Source organism: Georgenia deserti (assembly GCF_042680605.1).
Lineage (GTDB): Bacteria > Actinomycetota > Actinomycetes > Actinomycetales > Actinomycetaceae > Allobogoriella > Allobogoriella deserti.
The window spans coordinates 194,083-217,453 of the sequence record NZ_JBHUEE010000001.1 but is presented as its reverse complement, the minus strand read 5'-3'; the positions used below and the strand labels follow the sequence as shown (position 1 = coordinate 217,453).

The 23,371-nt window shown below is 72.8% G+C and carries 17 protein-coding genes and 2 pseudogenes; 4 read left to right on the top strand and 15 right to left on the bottom strand.

Features of this window, described 5'->3' with window-relative positions; translation table 11 throughout:
• Window positions 1–32 precede the first annotated feature (32 nt).
• The 13 genes and pseudogenes from panC to dacB all read right to left on the bottom strand — a co-directional run.
• Window positions 33–866: pseudogene (panC, locus tag ACFSE6_RS18960) on the bottom strand (pantoate--beta-alanine ligase); the annotation flags it as partial.
• Window positions 867–944: 78 nt separating this feature from the next.
• A pseudogene (locus tag ACFSE6_RS18955) lies at window positions 945–1,832 on the bottom strand (Rossmann-like and DUF2520 domain-containing protein); the annotation flags it as partial.
• Window positions 1,829–3,541, bottom strand: a complete 1,713-nt coding sequence (locus ACFSE6_RS01060) for a PH domain-containing protein (RefSeq protein ID WP_388001854.1) — start codon at window positions 3,539–3,541, stop codon at window positions 1,829–1,831. The gene ACFSE6_RS01060 and the pseudogene ACFSE6_RS18955, both read right to left, overlap by 4 nt.
• A gap of 92 nt (window positions 3,542–3,633) precedes the next feature.
• Entirely contained in the window at window positions 3,634–4,128 is a 495-nt protein-coding gene (locus ACFSE6_RS01055) for a PH domain-containing protein (RefSeq protein WP_388001853.1), read from the bottom strand.
• 17 nt (window positions 4,129–4,145) lie between these two features.
• On the bottom strand, window positions 4,146–4,634 hold the full coding sequence (locus ACFSE6_RS01050; RefSeq protein ID WP_388001852.1) for a DUF3180 domain-containing protein: 489 nt from the start codon (window positions 4,632–4,634) through the stop codon (window positions 4,146–4,148).
• Window positions 4,631–5,581 carry a 2-amino-4-hydroxy-6-hydroxymethyldihydropteridine diphosphokinase gene (gene folK / locus ACFSE6_RS01045; RefSeq protein ID WP_388001851.1) on the bottom strand — a complete coding sequence of 317 codons (951 nt, stop codon included), beginning with the start codon at window positions 5,579–5,581 and terminating at the stop codon, window positions 4,631–4,633. Before folK ends, ACFSE6_RS01050 begins: the two co-directional genes overlap by 4 nt.
• A complete protein-coding gene (gene folP, locus ACFSE6_RS01040; RefSeq protein WP_465254103.1) occupies window positions 5,581–6,390 on the bottom strand; it encodes a dihydropteroate synthase in 810 nt (269 codons plus the stop codon). The genes folK and folP overlap by 1 nt, the downstream gene beginning before the upstream one ends.
• 86 nt (window positions 6,391–6,476) lie before the next feature.
• Window positions 6,477–7,145, bottom strand: a complete 669-nt coding sequence (gene folE / locus ACFSE6_RS01035) for a GTP cyclohydrolase I FolE (RefSeq protein WP_388001849.1) — start codon at window positions 7,143–7,145, stop codon at window positions 6,477–6,479.
• Window positions 7,142–9,196 (bottom strand): ATP-dependent zinc metalloprotease FtsH, encoded by a 2,055-nt coding sequence (ftsH, locus tag ACFSE6_RS01030; RefSeq protein WP_388001848.1) that lies wholly within the window; start codon window positions 9,194–9,196, stop codon window positions 7,142–7,144. Before ftsH ends, folE begins: the two co-directional genes overlap by 4 nt.
• 243 nt (window positions 9,197–9,439) lie before the next feature.
• Window positions 9,440–9,994 carry a hypoxanthine phosphoribosyltransferase gene (gene hpt / locus ACFSE6_RS01025; RefSeq protein WP_388001847.1) on the bottom strand — a complete coding sequence of 185 codons (555 nt, stop codon included), beginning with the start codon at window positions 9,992–9,994 and terminating at the stop codon, window positions 9,440–9,442.
• A 31-nt stretch (window positions 9,995–10,025) separates the two neighbouring features.
• Window positions 10,026–11,075, bottom strand: a complete 1,050-nt coding sequence (gene tilS, locus ACFSE6_RS01020; protein WP_388001846.1) for a tRNA lysidine(34) synthetase TilS — start codon at window positions 11,073–11,075, stop codon at window positions 10,026–10,028.
• Between the two features lie 16 nt (window positions 11,076–11,091).
• Entirely contained in the window at window positions 11,092–12,147 is a 1,056-nt protein-coding gene (locus tag ACFSE6_RS01015; protein WP_388001845.1) for a zinc-dependent metalloprotease, read from the bottom strand.
• A gap of 51 nt (window positions 12,148–12,198) precedes the next feature.
• Window positions 12,199–13,569: a D-alanyl-D-alanine carboxypeptidase/D-alanyl-D-alanine endopeptidase gene (dacB, locus tag ACFSE6_RS01010; protein ID WP_388001844.1), complete on the bottom strand. Its 1,371-nt coding sequence runs from the start codon at window positions 13,567–13,569 to the stop codon at window positions 12,199–12,201.
• Between the two features lie 220 nt (window positions 13,570–13,789).
• On the opposite strand from dacB, the gene ACFSE6_RS01005 reads away from it, so the two are divergent.
• A complete protein-coding gene (locus ACFSE6_RS01005; RefSeq protein ID WP_388001843.1) occupies window positions 13,790–14,278 on the top strand; it encodes an inorganic diphosphatase in 489 nt (162 codons plus the stop codon).
• A 186-nt stretch (window positions 14,279–14,464) separates the two neighbouring features.
• On the opposite strand, the gene ACFSE6_RS01000 is transcribed toward ACFSE6_RS01005, so the two are convergent.
• Entirely contained in the window at window positions 14,465–16,135 is a 1,671-nt protein-coding gene (locus ACFSE6_RS01000; protein WP_388001842.1) for a C40 family peptidase, read from the bottom strand.
• 461 nt (window positions 16,136–16,596) lie between these two features.
• Here ACFSE6_RS01000 and ACFSE6_RS00995 point away from each other — a divergent pair, with 461 nt between their 5' ends.
• The 3 genes from ACFSE6_RS00995 (at window position 16,597) to ACFSE6_RS00985 (ending at window position 20,402) form a co-directional block, all read left to right on the top strand.
• Complete coding sequence (locus tag ACFSE6_RS00995; RefSeq protein WP_388001841.1) at window positions 16,597–17,940, top strand: bifunctional o-acetylhomoserine/o-acetylserine sulfhydrylase; 1,344 nt, start codon at window positions 16,597–16,599, stop codon at window positions 17,938–17,940.
• Window positions 17,937–19,148: a homoserine O-acetyltransferase MetX gene (metX, locus tag ACFSE6_RS00990; protein WP_388001840.1), complete on the top strand. Its 1,212-nt coding sequence runs from the start codon at window positions 17,937–17,939 to the stop codon at window positions 19,146–19,148. Before ACFSE6_RS00995 ends, metX begins: the two co-directional genes overlap by 4 nt.
• A gap of 141 nt (window positions 19,149–19,289) precedes the next feature.
• Window positions 19,290–20,402, top strand: a complete 1,113-nt coding sequence (locus tag ACFSE6_RS00985; protein WP_388001839.1) for an alpha/beta hydrolase — start codon at window positions 19,290–19,292, stop codon at window positions 20,400–20,402.
• Between the two features lie 70 nt (window positions 20,403–20,472).
• Here ACFSE6_RS00985 and ACFSE6_RS00980 read toward each other — a convergent pair whose 3' ends face one another.
• On the bottom strand, window positions 20,473–23,355 hold the full coding sequence (locus tag ACFSE6_RS00980; RefSeq protein WP_388001838.1) for an FAD-binding and (Fe-S)-binding domain-containing protein: 2,883 nt from the start codon (window positions 23,353–23,355) through the stop codon (window positions 20,473–20,475).
• Window positions 23,356–23,371 lie beyond the last annotated feature (16 nt).

Below are 23,371 nucleotides of genomic sequence, written 5' to 3'. Positions count from 1 at the left end.
CGGGGGGCGGGGCTCACGGTGTCCTTCGGTCCTCAGGCGGTCGGGGCGAGGTCGACGGTCATGTTGTCGATCAGCCGCGTCGTGCCGACCCGGGCGGCGACGGCCAGCAGGCCGGGGCCGCGGTGGTCGTCAGCCAGCGGCAGAAAGGTCTCAGGGTCGACAAGGACAAGGTAGTCCTTGTCTATTCCCTCCGCGGCGGACAGCACCTCGTCCGTGACACGAAGCACAGCGGGGGCGCCCTCTCCAGCGCTCGCGGCCTGTGCCCCCGCGGCCAGGGCCCGGTAGATCCCGGCCGCCTGCGCCCGCTCGGTGGAGGTGAGGTAGCTGTTGCGGCTCGACATGGCCAGCCCGTCGTCCTCGCGCCGCGTCGGGACGGCGGCGATCTCGACGCCGAGGTCCAGATCGCGCACCAGCGTCCGGATGAGCGCGAGCTGCTGGGCGTCCTTTTGGCCGAAGACGGCGACGTCCGGGCGGACCAGGCTGAAGACCTTCGTCACGACCTGCAGGACGCCGGCGAAGTGGCCGGGGCGGGTGGCGCCCTCGAGCGTCCGGGCCACCGGGCCGGGATCGATCCGCACGAGCGGCTCGGCCGGGTAAATCTCGCCGTCGTCCGGGGCGAAGACCACGTCGACGCCGCCTTCGCGGGTGAGTAGCGCGAGGTCGGCGTCCAGGTCGCGGGGGTAGTTCTCGAAGTCCTCGCCGGGCCCGAACTGGAGCGGGTTGACGTAGATCGAGACGACGACGTGGTCGCCGCGGGAGCGTGCCTCGCGGACGTTCGCGAGATGGCCCTCGTGCAGGGCGCCCATCGTCATCACGAGGGCGCGGCGACCGGGCAGAGCCGCGAGTGCGGCCTGCAGCTCGGCGCGCGTGCGGACGACGACGGGTTCCAGCGGGGAGTCCGACGGCCGGGGTTCGTCGACCCGGTCCGGCACCTCGACGGGTTCGGCGAGGACGTCGAGGATCCGCGCGGCGGCGGGCTCGGTGATCCGGCCGGAGGCGAGCGCCCGGCGCGTGGTCACCCCGGCGAGGTGCCGGTAGGTCTCGACGACGTCGGTCACCTCGTGCCCCTGGGCGGCGAGGGCACGGATGTGCGCGTCGACGGTTCCGGCGTCGCCGCGCACGACCGGGCCGGTCAGGCCGTGCTCACCGCCACGCAGGGCACCGTCGAGCGCGGCGGTCAGCAGCGGCGAGAGGTACGCGCCGGGGTCCGGCAATCCGGACGCGGCCAGGACCCGCTGGGCCTGGCTGACCAGCGTGACGAGGTGGTTGGCGCCGTGCGCGAGTGCGGCGTGGTAGGCGGGCCGGTCCGCCTCCTCGAGAACCACCGGCTCACCGCCCAGCTCGACCACGAGGGCCTGCGCCACCGGTAGGACCGGGGCCGCGGCGGTGACCGCGAACGGGCAGCCGGTGAACCGGGAGATGTCCAGGCTCGTCCCGGTGAAGGTCATCGCGGGGTGGATGGCGAGGGGGATCGCACCCTGCTCGGCGGCCGGCTGCAGGACGTCGGTGCCGAACCGGCCGGAGGTGTGCACGAGAAGCTGTCCGGTCTGCCAGCGTCCGAGATCGGCGAGGCCGCGCACCAGGTCCGGGAGGACATCGTCGGGGACGGTCAGCAGGACCAGCTCGGCCCGTTCGACGATCTCCTCGACGGTCAGGACGGGCACCGAGGGGAGCAGGGCCTCGGCCCGGTCGCGGCTCTCGGCGGAGACAGCGGTGACCCCGACGACGGCGTGCCCGACCGAGCGCAGGGCGCTGCCGAGGACGGCGCCCACGCGACCGGCGCCGACGACGCCGACCCCGAGACGTCCGGGGCGGTTGCTCGCAGTACTCACGGGGCCATGGTGCCCGGTCCGCCGGCGGGTGCGCCGCCCGGCTGCGCGCTGCCGGAGTGCCCGCCTCCGGGCTGCCCGTCGTCGGCGGGTTCGGCGGCGGGCACGCCGACCCGGCGCATCCACTCCTCGGGCCCTTCGGCCGCGCGTGCGGTCCGCGCGCGCTCCGCCTGCTCCATGAGGATGTCGCGGGCGAGGACGTCGTCGAGGTGGTAGGCGACCGGGGTGATCGGCCCGGCGACGGAGTGCGCCTTGAGGTTGGCCAGCCGGAACGCCCGCTCGAGCGGTCCCTGCTCGATCCCGAGGGACTGGGTGCGCTCGTGCGGGACGACGACGAGCGAGCGGACGAACCGGCCGCTGCGCATGAGCAGCGCGGTGCGCGTGATCCGCAGCCCGTTGCGCCGCCGCGTCAGCGGGTCGAGCCAGCGTGCCCGCCGCGGGCTGATCCAGAACCCGGCGCCCTCGCCCGTCCCCTCGACGGCGGCGTCCAGCAGGCCGGAGACGTCCTCCTCGCCGAGGTCCGGGAGCACGAGCCATAGCGCCGTCAGCGCGTCCGCGCGGCTGCCGACGGACAGCAGCACGGTCTCGACACCGCTGTTCTGCTGGTTGTTGGTGGACTGGCCGTACCCCGCGACGTTCATCTTCACCCGCCACCAGCCGAACCAGCGCCACAGCGGACCCTGGGTGAGCTGGACAGCCTGGACCCGGCCGGGCGGGACTGTCTGGGAGCGGGTCTCGAGCAGGCCGTGCCGCAACCGGATGCCATCCGGCGAGGTGGCCACCCGGAAATGGAACTCCCCGGCGAAGCGACCCCAGAGGTAGATGATCCAGCCGATGAATCCCGGGCCGCCGGCGAAGATCGGGCCTGGGTTGTCCGCGAGATAGGCGGCCACGACGAGCCCGGCCAGTGCGACCAGCAACGCGATGAGCGAGGGCGAGACGACGAGCGAGGCCACGAGGCGCCCGTCGGGTACCCGCAGCAGCTGGCGTTCGGGGGCCGCCGCGATCACCGGCGGCGAGGTCCCGGGCGCACCCGCCGACGGTGCGCCCGCAGCAGCGGGCCCCGTAGCTGCGGCACCGCTCTCCGGGACAGCCACGCCCGCCGCACGGGCCATGACCTCGTTGCGCACGGCCTGCGCCTCGGGTTCCTTGAGGTAGCCGATGACGACGTTGGACTCGTTGCCGCCCGCGGTCTCGACCTTCACCTGGGCGAGCCCGAACAAGCGGCCCAGGAGCGGCTGGACCACGTCCACCGCTTGGATGCGCACCAGCCGGGCGTGCCGCTGGCGGCGGAACAGGATGCCGGAGTGCAGATCGACCGACTCGCTGGTGACGGCGAACTTCATCCGGCGCCAGGCGAGCGCGGAGTAGATCCCGGCGACCAACGCCACGAGGAGGACCACGCCGAGGATGATGAGGATGGCCGTGACGCGGTAGCGCTGCACCAACGACCACAGCTGCGGGATCTGCGACGCCTGTTGCAGCGCCTGCACCACGAGCACGGCGATGACGGCCGCAATGACCTGCCAGGCGTTGAGGATCGGCGTGATCTTGTGGACCGAGCGCCAGACGGGGCCGTGCTCGGCGTCCGGCGGACCGGGGTGGCCGCCGTGCGGCGGCGGACCGGGGACAGGACCCGGCGGCGGGCCCGCTGCCGGGGTAGGCGTCTGCCCCTGGGACAGGGGCCGCGGGTGTCCCTGCGGGGGCGGCAACGGCTGACCTTGCGGCGGGGGAAGCGGCTGACCTTGCGGCGGGGGAAGCGGGCGTCCCTCGTCGCCGTGCGGGCCGGGGCCCTGCGGCGCCGTCACAGGCCCGCCAGCCTCGCCTCGCCGCGGGCGGTCAGCCGATCGCGCAGCCGCGTCGCCTCCGCCGGGGGCAGACCGGGGATGGTGGCGTCCGTCTGCGCCGCGGCGGTGTGCAGCTGCACCGTGGCGACGCCGAGTGCACGGTCGAGCGGCCCGGCGTTGACATCGACGAACTGCATCCGTCCGTACGGCACGACGGTCAGCGACCGGAAGAGGATCCCCTTGCGGACGAGGAGGTCGTCCTCCGCCTCCGCGTAGCCGATGGCCCGCACCTGGCGCGGGATGAGCCAGAGCAACCACAGGATCAACGCGGCGAGCGCTCCCGGGGCCAGCCAGGCCCATCCGCCGACCAGGACGCCGAGGACGACGGCGGCCACGAACGGCAGCACCAGCCACAGCGCCATCGAGATCAGTCGCACGGTGATCAGCGACCGTGAGACGGGGGCGAAGGCGATGCCCGGCGGGTCGAACACGCCGGAAGACTGCTCGGTCACAGGAACACTTTCCCAGATCACGCGGCGGATGCCGAATGGTTCGCGCCGCCCGAGGGGGGATCGTCCTCGTCGTCGGGCGGGATGTAGCACCACCACTCGACGATCATCGCGACGATCACCAGGCCCAGGCAGGCGAGCAGGGCTATGCCGGCGGCGAGCGCCTGTTCACGCGGGTAGGGAGCGGTGATGTTCCCCAGAGCCACCACGACCTGCGCCGTGAAATACCCGACGAGGGCCGAGCCGACCAGGGCCGAGGCCTTGGCCAGGACGACCACCCGTGAGGCGCCGATCGGCGTCATCGAGGTGGGTTCCTGCCGTACGAGCTTGCGGACGTTCCGGCCGAGGCGGAAGAGGATCACCGCCAGCACCGCCGGCCCGACGCCGGTGATGTAGGAGGTCGGGATGCCGACGCTGCCGCGGGCATGGAGGTTCTCGAGGACGACGAAGGCGATGAGGCCGCAACCCACCGCGATGAGGACCAGCGTCTGCCACGACGTCCGGCTCATCGTTCGCCGCCTGCGGTCCCGGTCGTGCCGGCCCAGTGCTCGGCAACCCATTCGACGCCGTCCCGGTCGGGCGCCTGCACGGCCAGCTCGGCGACGGGGCCGCCGGACGGGCCCGGCAGGTCGGCCGCCGGGTCGAGCCGCGCCCAAGGGGCGAGCACGAACGCACGCTGGTGCGCGCGCGGGTGCGGCAGCACGAGGCGGTCGGTCTCGACCACGCGCCCGCCCACGGTGACGATGTCGATGTCGAGCGTGCGCGCCCCCCAGCGTTCCTCGCGCGTGCGCCCGTGCGTGTCCTCGACCATCTGGGCGAGGTCCAGCAGGTCCTCCGGGGCGAGCGTCGTGGTCCCGGCGATGACGGCGTTGTAGTAGTCGGGCTGCGGCGCCTGGCCCGCCTCCAGGACCGGGGCGGTCCGGGCCAGCGGAGAGATCCCGGTCAGGTGAACCCCGCCGGCATGCGCCAGCTCGTCGACGGCGGACCGCAGCGTCCCGACCGCGTCACCGAGGTTCGCGCCCAGGGCGAGGACGAACGGCTCCGGGACGCCACGGTCCTCGCCGGGTCCGGCGTCGGCGGCAGATGCCGTGCGGTGGATGGTGACCTCGACGTCGTCGAACTCGACGGGGATCGGGGCCTGAGGCTTGTGCACGGTGACCTCGACGGCGCGGATGCCGCCGCGGGCGAGCACGACGGTCGCGATCCGCTCGGCGAGGGTCTCGAGGAGGTCCACCGGTTCGCCCGCCAGGACCGCCACGGCATCCTCGGCCACCTCGGCGTAGCTCACCGTGCGGCGCAGGTCGTCGTTACGTGCGGCGGCCCGGGTGTCGAGGTGCAGGACGACGTCGCAGCGGAAGACCTGCCCGCTGTCCCGTTCCGTTGTCAGCACGCCATGGTGGCCGACGGCCCGCAGGCCGGTCAGCCGGATGGTGTCGGTCTCGTGCGCCCGGGCCATCACCGATGCGCCACCCAGGCTGCGGCGACGCGTGCGGCGTCCAGACTCGCCGTCACCTCGTGGACCCGCACTCCCCACACGCCCGCCGCGGCGGCGATCGCGGTCACCGCTGCCGTGGCGTTGTCCCGCGCCAGCGGTTCGGTGGCCAGGCGGTCCGGGACGACGGTGGCGAGGAATCGCTTCCGGGAGGCGCCGATGAGCAGCGGCCGCCCGAGGTCGGCGAGCCGGTCCAGGTGTGCGAGCAGGGTCCAGTTGTGCTCGGCGTTCTTGGCGAACCCGAGGCCGGGATCGAGCACGATGTGCTCGGCGGGGACTCCGGCCTCGACCACGGCGTCGAGGCGCTGGGCGAGCTCGTCCCGCACCTCGGAGACGACGTCGTCGTAGACCGCGAGGTCATTCATGGTCTCCGGTGTGCCGCGGCGGTGCTGCAGGATGTAGTGGGCCCCCGTCTCCGCCGCCACGGCCAGGATCTGCGGATCCGCGGTACCGCCGGAGACGTCGTTGATGATGCTCGCGCCGGCCTCGACGGCGGCGCGTGCGGTGCGGGCGTGCACGGTGTCCACGCTGATCCCGGGACGGCGCTCGGTGCCGTCCGCGTCGGTGACGAGCGCCTCCACCACCGGGAGGACCCGGTCGATCTCCTCCTCGACCGGGACCGGTTCGGCCCCGGGGCGGGTCGACTCCCCGCCGACGTCGACGATGTCCGCCCCCTGGGCGAGGAGGTGACGAGCGTGGGCGACGGCGACGTCGCGATCGAACCACTGTCCGCCGTCGGAGAAGGAGTCCGGGGTCACGTTGACCACGCCCATGACCAGCGTCCGGCTCGCGTTGTGCAACGTCTCGACGAGCACGCGATCACTCACCTTTCCCAGGTTATCGGCGCCGGTACAGCCGGTCAGGAATGGTGTGACATGAGCAGGCTCATGGCTTCGGCGCGGGTGGCGGCGTTGCGCATCGAACCGCGGACACCGGAGGTGATGGTGCGCGAACCCGGCTTGCGGACCCCGCGCATCGACATGCACAGGTGCTCGGCCTCGACGATGACGATGGCCCCGCGCGGCTTCAGGCGCGCGACCAGCGCGTCCGCGATCTGGCTGGTCAGCCGCTCCTGGATCTGCGGGCGGCGCGCGAACCCCTCGACGAGCCGGGCGAGTTTGCTCAGGCCGGTGACGCGGCCACTCTCACCCGGGATGTAGCCCACGTGCGCCACGCCGTGGAACGGCAGCAGGTGGTGCTCGCACATCGAGTACAGCGGGATGTCGCGTGCCAGAACCATCTCCTCGTGCCCGATGTCGAACACGGCGTCGAGGTGGTCCGCCGGGTCCTCGGTCATCCCGGCGAACATCTCGGCGTAGGAGCGCGCCACCCGGTCCGGGGTGCCGAGCAGGCCGTCCCGGTCGGGATCCTCGCCGATGCCGATGAGCAGGTCACGCACCGCCTTCCGGACCGCCTCGAGGTCGAACCGGCGTGCCTCGGACGGGTTCGCCAGGGGCGCCGCGTCCGAGGCGGCCAGCGGCTCGGCGTCCTCCGGCGAGGCAGGGATGCGCGGGGAGGTGCCGGTCATCCCAGGCCCTCGGCGGGCCCGCCGACCTTGCCAGCGTCCGGCACTTCGCCGGTGCCGTCCAGCGGCGACTCCCCGGCGGCGGCGATCTGGTCCTCGGGGGTCAGGTGCTCGCCCTTGGCACGCTCGGCGGCGGTGAGGACCGGGGGCCGGTCGCTGACCTGTCGGTCCAGGGAGGACAGCCAGACCGGCCGCGGGTCACGCTTCTTGACCGGCGCGAAGACGCGGGCCAGCTCCTGCTCCCCGAGGGTCTCGTGCTCGAGCAGTTCGAGCACGAGGTGGTCCAGGACGTCCCGGTAGGTGTTGAGGATCTCCCAGGCCTCGTCGTGCGCTGCCTCGATGAGAGCACGGACCTCCTCGTCGATGATGCGGGCGATGTCCTCGGAGTAGTCGCGCTGGTGCCCGTAGTCGCGTCCCAGGAACGGCTCGTCCTGGTTCTTGCCGAGCTTGATCGCTCCCACCCGGGCGCTCATGCCGTACTCGACGACCATTTTGCGCGCGATCGCCGTCGCCTTCTCGATGTCGTTCGAGGCGCCGGTGGTCGGGTCGTGGAAGACGATCTCCTCGGCCACGCGGCCGCCCATGGCGTACGCGAGCTGGTCGAGCAGCTCGTTGCGGGAGGTGGAGTGCTTGTCCTCGGTGGGCATCACCATCGTGTAGCCGAGCGCGCGGCCACGCGGCAGGATCGTGACCTTGGTGACCGGGTCGGTGTAGCGCAGGGCGGCCGCCGCGAGCGCGTGTCCGCCCTCGTGGTAGGCCGTGACCTTGAGCTCCTTGTCGTTCATCACCCGGGTGCGCTTCTGCGGCCCGGCCAGCACGCGGTCGATCGCCTCGTCCAGCGCACGGTCGTCGATGAGCTGGGCGTTGGAGCGTGCGGTGAGCAGCGCCGCCTCGTTGAGCACGTTCGCCAGGTCCGCACCGGTGAAGCCCGGCGTCCGCTTGGCGACGAGGCCGAGGTCGACGTTCGGGGCCATGGGCTTGCCCTTCGCGTGGACCTGGAGGATCGAGGCCCGGCCGTGCATGTCCGGGGCCTCGACGGCGACCTGCCGGTCGAAGCGGCCCGGGCGCAGCAGCGCCGGGTCGAGGACGTCCGGGCGGTTGGTGGCCGCGATGAGGATGACGTTCGTGTTGACGTCGAACCCGTCCATCTCAACGAGCAGCTGGTTGAGAGTCTGCTCGCGCTCGTCGTGACCGCCGCCCATGCCGGCGCCGCGGTGGCGGCCGACGGCGTCGATCTCGTCGACGAAGATGATGGCCGGCGCGTTCGACTTGGCCTGCTCGAACAGGTCACGCACCCGCGAGGCGCCGACACCGACGAACATCTCGACGAACTCGGACCCGGAGATGGAGAAGAACGGGACCCCGGCCTCGCCGGCGACGGCGCGAGCGATGAGCGTCTTACCGGTTCCTGGCGGACCGTAGAGCAGGACGCCCTTGGGGATCTTCGCACCGACGGCCTGGAACTTCTCCGGCTCGGCGAGGAACTCCTTGATCTCGTGGAGCTCTTCGACGGCCTCGTCCTCGCCGGCGACGTCTCCGAAGGTGACGTCCGGGTTCTCCTTGTTGACCTGCTTGGCGCGGGACTTGCCGAACTTCATCATCCCGCCGGCGCCGCCCTGCATTCTGGTCAGCAGCCACCAGAACACCAGGAAGATGATGACCATCGGGATCACGAACGTCAGCAGCGACGTCCAGATCGACTGGGTCGGCACGACGGAGTTGTAGCCCAGCTCCGGGTCGGCCTCGCGGACCGCCTCGGCCACCTCCGGGCCCTGGGGCGTGACGTAGAAGAACTCGACATCGGTGCCGCGGTCCACCGTGCCGCCTTCGCCGTCGGGCGCCTCGTACGGCTCCGAGAGCGTCATCCGGACACGCTGCGAGCCGTCTGTGATCTCGACCTGCTCCACGGTGTCCCCCCGGAGCAGCTCGAGCCCCTCCGAGGTGTCGATCTGCTGGGTTCCCGCCTGGCCGAGCAGGGACCAGCCGACCGAGACGAGGAGCAGGACGAGGAGGATCCACACCAGTGGCCCACGCAACAGTTTCTTGACGTTCATGGATGTGGGCTTGCGCCCGGTCCCTCCTGGTCGCACGTTTGGCCTCGACGGTATACGACGTCCCTCGGCCCCGGGTGCGCCCCGGCGGCTTGTTCGCGCAGGGCAGTACGCCGGAACACCCGGCACAGTCTGCCGTTCCGTGCCTTTCCTCCGCACGCGCGGCGGCGGCGCCGGCGGCGGGCCCGGTCAGCCTCCCGGCCGCCACCCGGGCTCGTCAGCCTCCGTGCCGAACGGGGGGCCTCGTCAGCCTCCGTACACGTGGGGCGCGAGGGTGCCCACGAACGGCAGGTGCCGGTACTGCTCCCCGTAGTCCAGGCCGTAGCCGACGACGAACTCCGGCGGGATGTCGAAGCCGACGTAGCGGACGTCGACGGCGACCTTCGCGGCCTCCGGCTTGCGCAGCAGCGTGGCGATCTCGACGGACGCCGGACCTCGCGAGCGCAGGTTTCCCACCAGCCAGGACAGCGTCAGCCCGGAGTCGATGATGTCCTCGACGATGAGCACGTCCCGGCCCGTGAGGTCCGTGTCGAGATCCTTGAGGATGCGGACCACACCGGAGGACTTGGTGCCCGAGCCGTAGGAGGAGACCGCCATCCAGTCCATCTGGACGGGACTGTGCAGCTTGCGGGAAAGGTCGGCCATGACCATGACGGCACCACGCAGCACACCGACGAGGAGGACGTCACGGCCCGCGTAGTCGGCATCGATCTCGGCCGCCATCTCGGTCAGCCGGGTGTCGATCTGTTCCTGGCTGAGCAGGACCTTTTCGAGGTCCGCTCCCATGTCCTCGGCGTCCACCTGCACTCCTCGTCGGAACTGTCGAGACCGCTCAGGCGCGGCCCGGGCCGATGGCCAGCCTGCCATACCGCCGGTGGGCCGAGACCGGCCCGGGCAGCGGCACCGGCCCCTGGCCGTGGTAGTCGCCGACCAGGGCCTCGAGCGCGTCGACGTGGACGGCCGCGAGCGCTCCGTCCGTGGCGCCGGCACGGACGGCGGCCGCACGCAGCGCCCGGGTGCGTAACGCGGGGTGCGCGGCCGCCAGCGTCTCGACGTCGAGCTCGACGGCACCGCTCGCGGCCCCGCCCGCCGGCACCCGGACAGCCTGCTCGAGAAGGTCCGCCGCGAGCTGGTCGAGCAGGTCGGCGTCGCGTCCGAGCTGGTCCGCCGTCCGGCCGAGCGACGCGATAACTCCGGGCCCCAGGGCGTCGGTCAGGGCGGGCAGCACGTGGTCACGGACAGCGGCGCGACGCAGGGGGCTGCCGTCGGCGGCACGCCACGGACCGGTGGCGGCGTTGGTCGGGTCCGTCAACGCCTCCAGCCCTGCCGCACGGCAGACCTGCTCGGTCTGGTGCCGGCGCAGCGCGAGGAACGGACGGCGCCAGCGTCCGCGCACGGGGGGCATACCGGCGAGGGACCGGGCTCCGGAACCCCGGGCGAGACCGAGCAGGACGGTCTCCGCCTGATCGTCGAGGGTGTGGCCGAGCAGCACGGCGGCGGCCTCGTGCGCCTCGGCGGCGGCGGACAGCTCGGCGTACCGCGCGGCACGGGCGGCGCCTTCCGGTCCGCCGGCCCCGGCCCCGGCCCGGCCGCCGGGCAGGTCCGCGACGCGCACCTCCACCGGGTCCAGGCCAAGATCGCGGCAGGTGTTCGCCGCGTGCCGGGCGGCGTCGGCCGAATCCGGCTGGACCCGGTGGTCGACGACCACTGCCCCGGCCAGCAGGCCGTCCCGGCGGGCCACGAACGCCGTCGCGGCCGCGAGCGCCAGCGAGTCGGGTCCGCCGGAGCAGGCGACCAGGACACGCGCTCCGGGCGGCAGGTCCGCCAGTGCGGTACGGACGGCCCGCCGGGCGGCGGCGACGTCGGGGTCCAGGGCGGCCACGCCGTCTTCCCGCCGGTCAGCCGTGGATGCGGCGGACCCAGGCGGCCGGGTCCGCGACCTCCGCGGCGGTGGGCAGCGCCTCCGGTGAGGTCCACACGGCGTTGAGACCGTCGTGGCCGACCTGCGCGACGACGGCACGGACGAACCCGGCGCCGTTGCGGTACTGGGCCACCTTGGCGTCCATGCCGAGCACGCGGCGCAGCACGACGTCGCCGGTCGAGGTTCCGTCGCGGCGCTTGTCGAACGCGGCCCTGATGTGTCGGACGGAGGGCAGCCGGGCGGGGCCGACCTCGTCCATGACGACGTCGGCGTGCCCTTCCAGCAGGCTCATGACGGCGACGATCTCGGCGAGCTCGGCTCGCTCCTCCTCGTCGAGGAAGGCGTCAACCAGCGGTCCGCCGAGCTCGTCGGGACGTTCGCTGGCCGGCGTCCCGGCCACGGCCGAGCTGACCGCCTCGACGATCCCGCGCAACGCACGGCCGAGGCGAGCTGCGCCGTCGGTGGTGTCGGAGACCCGCCCGACGAGCCGACGCATCCGCTCCCCCAGGTGCTCGGCGAGCCACGGCGCAGCCGCGAACTGCACGGCGTGGGTCTGCTCGTGCAGGCAGACCCACAGCCGGAAGTCCATCGCGTCGAGGTTGAGCTCCCGTTCGATCTTGCGGACGTTGGGCGCCACCAGCAGCAGCCGGCCGCGGTCGTCGGTGAAAGGGTCGAACTGGCCGAGGACCTTGGTGGACAGGACGGCCAGGACCACGCCCATCTCCTCGGCGGCCATCCGGCTGGAGCCGGGGACGACGGTGGCCGGCAGCAACCCGTCGGTAAGTCGGGAGAACATCTCGACGTTGGCCTGCGACCAGCGCGGCCGGTCGACGACGAAGACCGGCACCTCGCGTACCTGCTCCGCCGCCGCGGTCAGGCCGGTGATCTCGCCGACGTGCTCCGGGGCCTCTCGGGCCGCGCGCCGGAGCACCTGGACCAGCGCGCGCAGTTCGGCGGGGGTGCCGGCGGGGCCGGGTGGGGCGAGACTGCCGGCCCGACGTACCGCGGCCTGCCAGTCGACGCTGCTGCTCATACGCCACACGCTACGCGGTTCGGCGGACGGCGCCAGGCACGACGCGGCAGCTCAGCGACAGCCGCAGGCCGCCAGGTCGGTCACCAGAGTGTCGATGGCCTGGTGCGCGAGCCGGTGGGTGCCGACCTGGAGGTTCGAGGTGATCACGGAGAAGTGCAGCGGGCGCCCGTCCGCCGTGGTCACGAGACCGGACAGGGAGGCGGAGCGGACCAGGGTCCCGGTCTTGGCACGGACCTGGCCGGCGGCGTCCGCGGTAAACCGTTCGGCCAGGGTGCCATCCAGGCCACCGACGGGCAGGCCGGAGCTCAGGCCGTGCACCGCGGGGTTGTCGGGGTTGTTCGCGAGCCGCAGCACGTCCACGAGAACGGCCGGCGGGACCGTGGAGGCGGGGTTCAGCCCGGAGGCGTCGGACATCGTCACGTCGGAGACGTCGACCCCCAGGTCGGACAGTGCACCACGCACCGCGCCGGTCGCCCCGGGGAAGGTCGTCTCGGCGCCCCGCTCGACGGCCACGAGCCGGCTGAGGACCTCCGCGAGAGAGTTGTCGGAACTCTTGAGCATGTGCCGGACGACGGCGGTGATCGGCGCGGACTCGACCGAGCCGAGTTCCTCGGCGTCCTCGGGCGCGACGCCGCGGTCCACGCCGCTGACGGCGACGCCGCGGGACTCGAGGGCGTCGGCGAAGGCGACGACGGCGTCCGCCCCGGGGTCCGAGGAGTACCCGCTCCCGGTGCGCCCGGAGTCGATCGCGATGGGCTGGACGGCGCTGACGAAGGTCCGGTCGATAGGGCCCCAGTCGGGGTGGTAGTCGGGGCCCGTGAACAGCGTGTCGTCGAGGTCGACAGCCACCTCGTCGATGCCGCGTTCGGCGAGCGCCTCGGCCGTTCGTGCGGCCAGGTCGCCGAGGCCGGCATGTCCGTCGGTGGCCCGCGGGTTCCCTTCCCCGGCGGCGAGCAGCGTGTCGCCGCCTGCGACGAGCGTGACGGTGCTGTCACCGGAGAGCACGGCCGAGGTGGTCAGCGTGGCACCGGCACCGAGCGTGCTCAGCGATGCCGCGCCGGTGAGGATCTTGAGAGAGGAGGCCGGCGGGCGTGCCGTGCCGCCGTCGTGGTCGAGCAGCACCTCGCCCGTGATCGCGTCCGCGATCACGAGGCCGAAGCTGCCGGTGCGGCGGCTGTCCGCGGAGAAGGCGGCGACGACCTCCTCCAACCCGGCAGTGGTCGGCACTTCCGCGGAGTCGTCGGGGCCGGCGACGGCGGGCGCGGCGAGGGACCCGCCGGGAAGGGCGATGTCCGGGAACGGCTGCGCCTCGGCAGGGGGCGGGTCGGTGGTGAGGAATCCCGGGGCGACGTCGGCCGCGTCGGCCGCGGTGTAGCCGAGCAGGAGGACGACGACGGCGAGCACCGCACGGTTGCGTCGCACGGCCTGCCGGGTGGGGCGCCGGCGGGGCGGGCGAGCGCTCCCGGCGGGTCGCGGTCCGGACGCCGGGACTCGGTCGGTCACGCCCTCTCCCTCCTGCGCACGCGCCCTGGTTCGGGACGACTCGGCCGGTAGGTCACACTAGTGGCCAGGAGCGTCCTGGTACGTGAGGCTGGGGCGCGGAGAGCCAGAGCCGCCCGGGTGCGGGTCGGGAAGGGAAGCCGTGGAGTTCGACGTCACGATCGAGATCCCGAAGGGGAACCGCAACAAGTACGAGGTCGATCACGAGACCGGTCGCATCCGGCTGGACCGCATGCTCTTCACCTCGACGCGCTATCCCGACGACTACGGGTTCATCGAGGACACGCTCGGCGAGGACGGTGACCCGCTGGACGCGTTGGTGCTGCTCGAGGAGCCGACGTTCCCGGGGTGTCTGATCCGGTGCCGCGCGCTGGGGATGTTCCGGATGCGCGACGAGGCCGGCGGAGACGACAAGGTGCTCGCGGTCCCGGCCGCGGACCAGCGTGCCTCCTGGCGCACCGACATCGAGGACGTCTCGGAGTTCCACCGCCTGGAGATCCAGCACTTCTTCGAGGTGTACAAGGACCTCGAGCCGGGCAAGTCGGTCGAGGGCGCCCACTGGGTCGGACGTGAGGAGGCCGAGGAGGAGATCCGGCGCTCCTACGAGCGGTACAACGAGAACGGCCACTGAGCCCTCTCCGCGCCGCCCGGCTCACGTGCTGAGCCGGCTCACGTCCTGCGCCGGAGTCGGCCGGCCCATGTGGAGAGAAGAACCCCCGCCGGTGACGGCGGGGGTTCTTCTGGTCCGTCCCGCTTCCCCGGGGCGGGACGGACCGGCCATGGCCGGGGGCTGAGCGCGAGGCGGTGCGTCCTCGGCTCAGCCCACCCGGCCGACGTACGGAAGGATGTTGCCGTGCCACATCGGCACCTCTTCGACCGTCTTGCCCGGGCTCGGCGCGTGCAGGCGCATGCCGTTCCCGGTGTAGATGCCGACGTGATAGATGCCCGAGGCCGAGCCGTTGCTGCTCCAGAAGACGAGGTCTCCGGGACGGGCCTGGCTGAGCGGGACCTGGGTGGTGGCGTAGTACTGGTCGCGGCTGTTGCGCGGCAGCGAGACGCCGGCTTGCTGGAAGGCCCGCATCGTCAGTCCCGAGCAGTCGTAGCCGTACGGTCCGGCGGCGCCGTAGACGTAAGGGGTGCCGATCTGCGAACGGGCCCAGGCGATCGCGGTCTGCGCGATCGAGGTGTTGGCCGGGGGCGGGGACTGCTCCGGCGCGGGCGAACCACCACTCGAGGAGCCACCGCCGGAGGAGCTGCCACCGGAGGACGAACCTCCGGACGAACCACCGCTCGAGGAACCCCCGGAGGAGCTGCCACCTGAGCTACCGCCGTCGGAACTACCGCCCGAGCCACCGGACGAGCTGCCACCCGACGAGCTGCCACCGGAGGACGAACCTCCGGACGAACCACCGCTCGAGGAACCCCCGGAGGAGCTGCCACCTGAGCTACCGCCGTCGGAACTGCCGCCCGAGCCACCGGAGGAGCTACCGCCCGAGGAGTTCCCACCCGAGCTACCGCCCGAGGAGTTCCCACCCGAGCTACCGCCGGTTCCACGGCTCGACTCCTCATCCGAGGGCTCGTCCGGGGCGTCCTGACCGGACTCCTCCGACGCCTCCTCCGACGGCGAGTCCTCGGCCGGCTCCTGCGCAGCCTCCTGCTCGTCACTGTCGTCCTCGGCCGCGGCAGCGGCCGCCAGGGCCTCTTCGCGAGCGGCCGCCTCCTCTCGCTCGCGCCGTTCGGCTTCGAGCGCCTCCTGGCGCTCGCGCTCGAGCTGCGCCGTCGTCTGGCGCTGTTCGGCGAGCTGGGCGATGAGCTGTTCGCGACGGTCGGCGGACAGCGCGACCTGGGTCTCGGCGGCACGTGCGGCCGCCTCGGCCTCGTCGGCGGACTCGGCGAGCCGCTCGGTCGCGGCTTCCTGCTCGGCGACCGCCTCGTCGGCCCGCTCTTGCAGCGTGCCGTGAACCTGCTGCAGCGCCGCGAAGTGCTGGACCTGCTCGTCGGTCCGCCGACCCAATCGGTCCAGGGTCTCCTGGCGTGCCATGGCCTCGGAGAACGACTGGGACGAGAGGTACGGCGCGACGCCGGACAGGCTCGCGGAGCCGTCGCGGTAGAGCGCGGCACCGATCTGCCCGAGCTCAGTCCGGGCCCGGTCGACCTCCTCGGCCGCGGCGTCGGCCTCAGCCTGCGCCTCTTCGGCGACCTCGACCGCCTCGTCGAGCGCGGTCTGCGCCCGCAGGTACGCCTCGTTGGCGACCTGAGCGCGGATGCTGGCCTCCTCGGCCTGCGCGGCGACGGAGGCGAGCTGGACCTCGAGCTCGGCGATCTGCTGCGACGTCGTGCGCTCCGCCTCACGCGAAGAGGCGATCTCGTCCTCGCTCGGCGCAGCGGTCGCGGCCGTGGGTATCAGCGTGCCACCCAGCACTACCGCGGCAGATGCCGCCACCGCGCGCACGACGCGCGTCCGGCCTGCTCGCTGCTCAGCCGCCACGTGGCCTCCCTCGTCCGGCGCCGCCCGGCAACGGAACGGCGTGTCTGCTTGACGCCGTCGTCGGGCGTCCTCGCGCACCGTAGCGGACTTTCGCCTCAGTGTGAACACCAGCACCGTCATTCACACTGTTCACAACAGTCACACAGCGTTGCCTTTGCGACCACCGATGATCGGCGGTGGCGGACATCGCATCTCGCAATCCGAGACTTTCCGCGAGGGACTGCCGCGTCGCGCGGACAGCGGGTAGCTTCACCGGCATGTTCCTTCGCCGAATGTGCCGCTGACGCGCACGTTCGGCATGCCCTGAAGCACCTGGACGCTCGGCCACGGCCGGTCCGACCGGGTGCGGGGCGAGCAGACGTGCACGTTTCGCCGGCCCGACGCGGGCCGCGGTCACGGCACGGAAGGAGCCGCTGGTCGTCGGCCCGCTCCCCGACCGTCACCACACTTCAGGAGCCACCATGAGCGAGCAGACCACCACCGAGAACTGGGCCTTCGAGACCCGCCAGATCCACGCCGGGCAGAGTCCCGACAGCGAGACCGGCGCCCGTGCCCTGCCGATCTACCAGACGACGTCGTTCGTCTTCGACGACGCCAAGCAGGCGGCCGACCGCTTCGCGCTGGCCGAGCTGGGCCCCATCTATACCCGCATCACCAACCCCACCCAGGAGGCGGTGGAGAACCGCATCGCCGACCTCGAGGGCGGTGTCGGCGCCCTGCTGCTCGCCTCCGGACAGGCTGCCGAGACGCTGACGATCCTCAACATCGCCGAGGCCGGTGACCACGTCGTCGCCAGCCCGCACCTGTACGGCGGCACGTACAACCTGCTCGAGCACACGCTGAAGAAGTACGGCGTGACGACGACGTTCGTCACCGACCCGGATGACCCGGAGGCCTGGCGCGCCGCGGTCCGGCCGAACACCAAGCTGTTCTTCGCCGAGTCGATCGCCAACCCCAAGGGCTCCGTCCTCGACATCGAGGCCGTCGCGGGCGTCGCCCACGAGGCCGGTGTGCCACTCGTCGTCGACAACACCGTGGCAACTCCGTACCTCGTCCGGCCGCTCGAGCACGGCGCGGACATCGTCGTGCACTCGGCGACCAAGTACCTCGGGGGTCACGGGACGGCGATCGCCGGCGTCATCGTCGACGGCGGGAGTTTCGACTGGTCGGCGGACCCCGACCGGTTCCCGAACTACAACACCCCTGACCCGAGCTACCACGGCCTGGTCTACAAGGACCTCGGGGCTCCGGCGTTCGTGCTCAAGGCGCGCGTCCAGCTCCTGCGCGACCTGGGTCCGGCGGTGTCGCCGTTCAACGCCTTTCTCGTCGCGCAGGGTCTGGAGACGCTGTCGCTGCGGATCGAGCGACACGTGGCCAACGCGCAGCGGGTGGCCGAGTTCCTCGAGGCGCAGGAGCAGGTCACGTCGGTGGCCTACGCCGGACTGCCATCCTCGCCGTGGTACGAGCGTGGCCGGCGCTACACGCCGAAGGGCGCCGGCGCCGTGCTCGCCTTCGAACTGGCGGGCGGCTACGCCGCCGGGCTCGCGTTCGTCGACGCGCTCAAGCTGCACTCCAACGTCGCCAACATCGGTGACGTGCGATCCCTGGTCATCCACCCTGCCTCGACCACGCACTCCCAGCTCGACGCTGCGGGTCTGAAGGCGGCCGGCGTGAGCGAAGGCCTGGTCCGGCTCGCCGTCGGGATCGAGAACGTCGAGGACATCCTCGCCGACCTCGAGCTCGGGCTGGAGGCCGCAGCGGCATTCACCGCCTCCGGCCAGGCCGCCACGGAGGCGACCGCGTGAACCAGCCGCGAAACGCCGTCGGCACGTCGGCGGGAGGACAGGACCGCACGGCCCCCCGCCGTCGGGTGATCGACCTGGCCTCCCTGCCGGCGACCGGGGCGTGGCGCGAGGGCGACGACCCCGGTCACCGGCAGTTCGTCGACATCGGCCCACTGGCTCTCGAGGCGGGTGGTCGGCTCCCGAACGTCCGGCTCGCGTACGAGACGTGGGGCGAGCTCAACGAGGCCGGGGACAACGCGGTTCTCGTGCTGCACGCCCTGACCGGCGGCTCGCACGTGGCCGGCCACGGACCCGGTGACGAGCCCGGCTGGTGGGAGCAGATCGTCGGACCGGGCCGGGCGATCGACACCACGAAGTACTTCGTCGTCGCCCCGAACGTGCTCGGCGGCTGCCAGGGGTCGACGGGACCGTCCAGTGCGGCCCCGGACGGTTCGCCGTGGGGCTCTCGGTTCCCGCTGGTGACCGCGCGGGACCAGGTGGCCGCCGAGCTGGAGCTGACCGACCGGCTCGGGATCGAGCGCTGGGCGCTGGTCGTCGGCGCGTCCATGGGCGGTCACCGGGTGCTGGAGTGGGCCGTCATGGCGCCCGAGCGGGTCGAGGCGATCGCACCGGTGGCGACCTGTGCGCAGGCGTCGGCCGAGCAGGTCGCGTGGGGGCACGCCCAGCTCGCGGCGATCGAGCTCGACCCGGGTTGGAAGGGCGGCGACTACTACGCCGCCGCCCCGGGCGAGGGACCGAACCGCGGACTGGGGATCGCCCGGCAGATCGCGCACACCACGTACCGCTCGCCCGTCGAGCTGGACACCCGGTTCGGCCGAATACCCCAAGGCGGCGAGGAACCGTTGACGGGCGGCCGGTACGCGGTGCAGTCCTACCTCGACCACCACGCGGCCAAGCTCGCCGAGCGCTTCGACGCCGGCAGCTACGCGGTCCTGACCCGCTCGATGATCACGCACGACATCGGCCGGGACCGTGGCGGCGTGGACGCGGCGCTGGGCCAGGTCCGGGCCGAGACGCTGGTCATCGCCGTGGACTCTGACCGGCTGTTCTTCCCGGCCGAGTCCGAGCGGATCGCCGCCGGGATCCCGGGAGCAGGTCCGGTCGCCACGGTGCGCTCGCCCTACGGCCACGACGGGTTCCTCATCGAGCACGATCAGGTCGCGGCCCTGCTCGGCCGGTTCCTCCGGGCGGTCTCCCCCCAGGACTGACCCGCCGCCCACTCGTCACCGCTGTGCCGACTCGGGGGCTCTGTACCGACTCGTCAACTCTGTGCCGACTCGGGGGCTCTGTACCGAGTGGTCGATTCTCTGCACGGCGCGCGCCCGGTCCGGACACGGCAGGATGGGCCCATGCCCCGCAGGAAGACCCCGGACGCGGCCGAGGCGCCGGAGCAGGACGTGATCCCCGAGGACGTCGTCGACCTCCCGCCGCCACCCCCGGCCGGGCTCTGGTCACCGGACGTGCTGGGGGCAGGGTTCGAGGCACGCACGCTGCCGTTGCTGGACGACGACGAGGGCGAGGTCGGTGCCACCCTCGTGCGTCACCGGCCGGCGGACGACCCCGACGCCTTCCCCGGCACCCCGAGCTCGACCACGTTCACCGTGCTCTATCTGCACGGCTGGAACGACTACTTCTACCACCGGGACGTCGCACGCCGGTGGTCTCAGCTCGGCGGCGCCTTCTACGCCCTCGACCTGCGCAAGTACGGGCGATCGCTGCGCGAGCACCAGACCCGCGGGTACACCGAGTCGCTGTCCACCTACGACGAGGACATCCACGAGGCGCTCAAGGTCATCCGGCGCGAGCAGGGCGTCGGCACCGACCTCGTCCTCATGGGGCACTCGACCGGTGGCCTCACGGCAGCCCTGTGGGCCCACCGGCACCCCGGCGCGTTGCGGGCGCTGGTGCTCAACGCGCCGTGGCTGGAACTCCAGGGCTCGCTCCTGCTCCGCGGCGTCGCGCCGCTGATCGGCCGGTTGGGCCGGCTGCAGCCCAAAGCTGTGCTCCCGACGGCGGACCCCGGTTTCTACCAACGCACCCTCCTGGGGTGGACCGATGACGACGGACCCGTGCCCGAGGGTGAGGAGGACGACCCGTTCGTCCTCGGCTGGGAACCGAACCCGGCGTGGCGCGTCGTCGGCGCACCGATCCGCGCCGGCTGGCTCTCCGCGATCCTCGAGGGGCACGCCCGGGTGGCCGGCGGACTCGACATCGCCTGCCCCGTCCTGGTCATGTCCTCCGGCCGGTCGATCATCTCCCCGCGCTGGAGCCCCGAGATGCGCGAGGTGGACTCCGTGCTCGACGTCGACCAGATCCGGCGTCGCGCACTGCAGCTCGGGCCACTGGTGACCCTGGTCCGGCTGGACGGCGCGATCCATGACGTCATGCTCTCCCGCTACGCGGTGCGCCGCCGCGCGCACGCAGAGCTGGCCCGCTGGGCGCGGACGTACGTGCTGCGCTGACGCGGACGTACGTGCTGCGCTGACGCAACCCGGCGATCCGCACCGACCGCGCCCGGCCGGGGAGGGACGACTACACCTGGCCGGCGAGCAGCTGCGCCAGGTGCACGCCGCGGCGTCCGGCGAGGTGCTCGGCCTGGGTGCGGCAGGAGAACCCGTCCGCGAGGTAGACAGTATCCGGGCCTGCTTCCCGCAACGCGGGCAGCAGGGCGTTCTCCGCGACGGCGACCGAGGTGTCGTAGTGGCCCTGCTCCATGCCGAAGTTGCCGGCCAGACCGCAGCAGCCGGCGAGTCGCGTCACGCGCGCACCGGCCTTGGTGAGCAGGGCGGCGTCGGCTTCCCACCCCATGACGGAGTGGTGGTGGCAGTGCGGCTGCGCGACCACCTCGAGCCCCTCCAGCGACGGCGGCTGCCACCGCTGGCCCGGGCCGGTCGGCTCGGGCGCCGTGAGCAGTTCGGCGAGGGTGCGGACCGCTCGGGCGACCTCACGTGACCGGGGGTCGTCCGGTAGCAGTTCGACCAGGTCGGACCGCAGCGCGGCGGTGCAGGACGGCTCGATCCCGACGATCGGCACGCCGTCGGCAGCGTATGGGCCGAGAACCTCCAGGAGGTCGGCCAGCCGCTTCTTGGCACCGTCGAGCTGGCCGGTGGTGATCCAGGTCAGCCCGCAGCAGGCCGACCGGTCGGGGATGACGACGTCGTAGCCGGCCTGTTCCAGCACCGTCACCGCGGCCCGTCCACCGGCGCCGTCGAGGGTCTCGGTGAAGGAATCGGACCACAGCACCACCCGGCGGTCACGCTCTGAGCGGGGCGACGCGTCGCCGGCCCGGCGCGTGCGCGCCCAACGGCTGAAGCGTTCCTCGGCGAAGGAGACCATCTGCCGCCGGGAGTCCATTCCGCCCGCGGCCAGCACGAGGCGTGCCAGCGGGCGCACCCCCAGGAGCGCGTTCGTCACACGCGCCAGTCCGGGGACCGCCGTCACCAGGCCGCTCCAGCGGGGCAGCTGACCGAGGAGGTAGTGCGTGCGTGGCCGGAGTCTGCCGCGGTAAGCGCGGTGCAGTACCTCGGACTTGTAGGTGGCGACGTCCGTGCCGGTGGGGCAGTCGGTGCCGCAGGCCTTGCAGGACAGGCACAGGTCGAGGGACTCGGCCACGGCCGGGCTGTCCCAGGATCCGATGAGCGAGCCGTCTGCTCCACCGGAGCCGGCGCCACGGACCAGCTCCTGCAGGACGCGGGCGCGGCCACGGGTGACGTCCTTCTCGTCCTTGGTGGCCAGGTAGCTCGGACACATGAACCCGCCGGCGGCGGAGGTGTCGGCGCGGCACTTCCCGACGCCGGTGCACCGGTGGACGGCGGTGGTGAGGTCGCCGCCGTCCTCCAGGAAGGCGAACCCGGACCGGGCGAGTGTGGGCCGCGCATGCGGTCGGCGTAGATCGGCCTCGATGGGACGCGGCTCGACGAGCACGCCGGGGTTGAGGTGCCCGTCGGGGTCGAACAGCGACTTGACCCGGCCGAAGAGGTCGAGGACCTCGGGCGCGTACATCCGCGGCAGCAGGGCGGAGCGTGCCCTACCGTCGCCGTGCTCGCCGGAGAACGAACCGCCGTAGGAGGCGACGAGGTCCGCGGCGGCCTCAAGGAACTCGCGCGAGGGCCCCACGCCCTCCGGGGTCGCCAGCGGCAGGTCGAGGCGCACGTGGATGCACCCGTCGCCGAAGTGTCCATAGAGCAGGCCGTCGATGCTGCCGTCGGCCATCAGCGCCTCGAAGTCGCGCAGGTAGTCGCCGAGCCGCTCCGGCGGGACGGCGGCGTCCTCCCAGCCGGGCCAGGCCGGCACACCGGACGGTGTCCGTCCGCCCAGGCCCGCACCGTCGGCGCGGATCCGCCAGAGTGCGTCCGCCTGAGCCCCGGCCGGAACCACGGCGGCGGCCCCCGTGCCGCCCGCGGCGGCCAGTGCACGCGCCCGGGCAAGCACGTCGTCCTCGTTCTCGCCCTCACGGGCGCCGACCTCGACGAGCAGCCACCCCGCGCCGTCCGGCAGGTCCGGCACGGCGGCGTCGCCCTTGTGGCGGCGGACGACGTCCACGAGCCGGGCGTCGATGCCCTCGACCGCGAGGGGCTCGTGCTCGAGGAGAGCAGGGACAGCGTCGGCGGCCGAGGGCATGTCGGGGTAGCCGAGCGCCACGACCACCGGCGCGGCGGGCACCGGCACCAGGTCGACCGCGGCCCCGAGCACGGTGACGAGGGTGCCTTCGCTGCCGACGAGCATCTTGGCCAGATCGTTGCCGTGCTCGGGCAGCAGGTGCTCGAGGGAGTAGCCGGAGACCTGGCGCTTGAACCGTCCCAGCGCGGTGCGGATGGTGGCGAGCTCGGAATGCACCAGCTCCGTGAGGCCGGGCACCGCGTCGAGGGAACCCGCGCCTGCGGTGAGCCGCCGCCCGGTGCCGTCGACGACGTCGAGCTCGCGGGTGTTGTCGGCGGTGCGCCCGTAGGCGACGGCGTGCGGCCCGCACGCGTTGTTGCCGATCATCCCGCCGAGGGTGGCGCGGTTCTGGGTGGAGGGATCGGGCCCGAAGCGCAGCCCGTGCGGCTTCGCCACGGCCTGCAGGTCGGACATCACCACGCCGGGCTGGACCACGGCGGTCCGCGCCTGCGGATCGAGGTCGAGCACCCGGTTCATGTGCCGGGAGAAGTCCAGGACCATCCCGGTGCCGACAGCGTTCCCGGCGACCGAGGTGCCGGCACCGCGCGCGGTGACTGGGACGCCGGTGCGCCGGGACACGTCCAGCGCGGCGAGCGCGTCGTCGACGTCCCGCGGCGCGACGACGACCTGCGGCACGACGCGATAGTTGGAGGCGTCCGTGCTGTACTCCGCGCGTCGCCGGTCGGAGGCGTCGACCTCCCCGTCGACGGCGGCACGCAACTCGGCGACGACGTCACGGATGGTCGCAGTGCTCACTCGCCGCAGTGTCGCA

What these genes read in the sequence shown, in the direction of transcription:
- folK (WP_388001851.1), bottom strand. Translation starts at nt 5,581, where the DNA reads ATGGCCCGGGCGCACGAGACCGACACCATCCGGCTGACCGGCCTGCGG.
- ftsH (WP_388001848.1), bottom strand. Translation starts at nt 9,196, where the DNA reads ATGAACGTCAAGAAACTGTTGCGTGGGCCACTGGTGTGGATCCTCCTC.
- ACFSE6_RS01050 (WP_388001852.1), bottom strand. Translation starts at nt 4,634, where the DNA reads ATGAGCCGGACGTCGTGGCAGACGCTGGTCCTCATCGCGGTGGGTTGC.
- folP (WP_465254103.1), bottom strand. Translation starts at nt 6,390, where the DNA reads ATGGGCGTGGTCAACGTGACCCCGGACTCCTTCTCCGACGGCGGACAG.
- folE (WP_388001849.1), bottom strand. Translation starts at nt 7,145, where the DNA reads ATGACCGGCACCTCCCCGCGCATCCCTGCCTCGCCGGAGGACGCCGAG.
- ACFSE6_RS00985 (WP_388001839.1), top strand. Translation starts at nt 19,290, where the DNA reads ATGCCCCGCAGGAAGACCCCGGACGCGGCCGAGGCGCCGGAGCAGGAC.
- ACFSE6_RS00995 (WP_388001841.1), top strand. Translation starts at nt 16,597, where the DNA reads ATGAGCGAGCAGACCACCACCGAGAACTGGGCCTTCGAGACCCGCCAG.
- ACFSE6_RS01015 (WP_388001845.1), bottom strand. Translation starts at nt 12,147, where the DNA reads ATGAGCAGCAGCGTCGACTGGCAGGCCGCGGTACGTCGGGCCGGCAGT.